2 protein-coding genes and 1 pseudogene are annotated in these 2004 nt (G+C 68.1%); 2 read left to right on the top strand and 1 reads right to left on the bottom strand.

Annotation, left to right across the window (positions count from 1 at the left end):
* Positions 1–144, top strand: a pseudogene (locus tag B8460_RS23460) (recombinase XerD); the annotation flags it as partial.
* A 31-nt stretch (positions 145–175) separates the two neighbouring features.
* Here B8460_RS23460 and B8460_RS15265 read toward each other — a convergent pair.
* Complete coding sequence (locus tag B8460_RS15265; protein WP_052945255.1) at positions 176–520, bottom strand: ArsR/SmtB family transcription factor; 345 nt, start codon at positions 518–520, stop codon at positions 176–178.
* Between the two features lie 182 nt (positions 521–702).
* Between B8460_RS15265 and B8460_RS15260 the strand changes: the two genes are divergently transcribed.
* Entirely contained in the window at positions 703–1998 is a 1296-nt protein-coding gene (locus tag B8460_RS15260) for an OmpP1/FadL family transporter (RefSeq protein ID WP_048862465.1), read from the top strand.
* Positions 1999–2004: the final 6 nt, after the last annotated feature.

The following is a 2004-nucleotide window of genomic DNA, read 5'->3' as shown; positions in this document are numbered from 1 at the left end:
CTGCGCAGCCTGCAGACGCTGCTCGGCCACGCCAGCATCACCACGACCGAGATCTACACCCACGTCCTGGCCGAGCGGCTGCAACGGCTGGTCGAGACGCATCACCCGCTGGCGGGGGCGGGGCCGCCGGGGGAATCGGACTGAGGCGGCCGGGCCTGGACGTTCGGGCCCGGCGCTAGCCGGGCGGCGGCGCGTCCGGGGCGCAGAACAGGTTATATAGTTCCGTGAGGAACGGTACCACCCGGGCGGCGACGATCCGGTAGTAAACAACCGTCCCCTCGCGACGCGTCGCGACCAGCGACTCCGCGCGCAGCGTGCCGAGATGGCGCGACAGGTTGGACTGCGACAGGCCGAGCCGCTGTCCCAGTTCGCCGACCGACAATTCGCCCTGCAGCAGCGTGCAGAGGATCAGCAGACGGTGCCGGCTCGCCAGCGAGCGCAGGAACGCCTCGGCGGCGGTCGCCCGGGCTTCCAGCGCCTCGGGGTCCAGAACCGGCGGAGCCGCGTCGGGCAGGATCATGAAACTTCTTTCATGCATCGTTTATTACTCATATAAGATGGACGAGGCCTGCGCAAAGCGGTGGTCAGCCCTGCCGGCGGCGCGTCTCGCGTCGCCTGCGGGCTGGGGCCGTGCCGGCCCAACGATCGCCAACAACACACCACCGGCCCCTGCAAGAGGGCCGGGGAAAACGGGAAACGTCCATGACCTATGTCAAGAGCGGAGCAGGCCGCCTCGGCGTCGCGGCGGCGGTTGCGTTGATCCTGGTGCCGATCCTGGCGCCCGGGTCGGCGCGGGCGACGGATGGCTATTTCCAGAACGGCTATGGGATCAAGTCGATCGGCATGGGGGGCACGGGCATTGCCCTCACCGACGGCGGCATGAACGGGGCCACCAATCCGGCCACCGCGTCGTTTGCCGATACCCAGGTCGATCTCGGTCTGTATCTGTTCGTCCCCGGCCGCAGCGCGAGCCGCAGCGATAACGCCTTCGGCCTCAACGGGGAGGCCACCAGCAGCGGTACGCTGTTCGCGATCCCGGAGTTCGGCTCCGTCTACACGGTCGACGACCGCCTGAGCGTCGGTCTGACGGTCTATGGCAACGGCGGCATCTCCACCGCCTATCCGGGCGACACGATCGCGGCCGGTCATTGTGGCCCCGGCGCGCCGGCGAGCAACCTGCTGTGCGGTCCGGGCAAGCTCGGTGTCAGTCTCAACCAGCTCGTGATCGCGCCGACGGCTAGTTACAAGATCACGCCGACCTTCTCGCTCGGCGTCGCGCCGCAGCTGATGGTGCAGCAGTTCTCGGCCTATGGACTTGGTGCCTTCACCGCCCTGTCGGCGGCGCCCGGCAACGTGACGGATCGGGGGTTTTCGTACTCGGTCGGCGGCGGCGTCCGCGTCGGCGCCTATTGGGAGGTGACGCCCGACGTGTCGCTGGGCCTTACGTATCAGACGCCGCTCTATGCCACGCCCTTCAACGCCTATTCGGGGCTGTTCGCCGGTTCGTTCGACGTGCCGGGCAATCTGGGCGCGGGTATTGCGATCCATCCGATCCCGGGGCTGACGCTCGCTGCCGATTACGAACGGATCTTCTATGGCGGCGTGGCCGCGATCGCCAACTCGCCGATGTCGCGCGCGCCGCTCGGCACCTCCGGGGGCCCGGGCTTCGGCTGGAACAGCATCAACGTCTTCAAGGTGGGCGCCGCGTACGCGCTGACCGACGCGCTCACGGTGCGGGCGGGCTTTAATCACAGCGGCAATCCGATCAGCAGCGCCAACGTCACGTTCAACATCCTCGCGCCGGCGCTGGTGCAGAACCAGGTGTCGGTCGGGGCCACGTACGACATCACCCCGGCGACGCAGCTCTCGGTCGCCTATGTGCATTCCTTTCAGAACTCGCTGTCCGGCCCCACCAGTCCGCTGCTGCCGGGCGGCGGCGTGGATCATATCTCGCTGGTCGAGGACGAGGTCGGGGTGGCGGTCGCCTTCAAGTTCTGACGGCGC

Source organism: Acidisphaera rubrifaciens HS-AP3, from assembly GCF_000964365.1.
Lineage (GTDB): Bacteria > Pseudomonadota > Alphaproteobacteria > Acetobacterales > Acetobacteraceae > Acidisphaera > Acidisphaera rubrifaciens.
The sequence above is the reverse complement of the archived record's forward strand: the minus strand, read 5'-3'. Positions and strand labels throughout refer to the sequence as shown.

What these genes read in the sequence shown, in the direction of transcription:
- B8460_RS15260 (WP_048862465.1), top strand. Translation starts at nt 703, where the DNA reads ATGACCTATGTCAAGAGCGGAGCAGGCCGCCTCGGCGTCGCGGCGGCG.
- B8460_RS15265 (WP_052945255.1), bottom strand. Translation starts at nt 520, where the DNA reads ATGATCCTGCCCGACGCGGCTCCGCCGGTTCTGGACCCCGAGGCGCTG.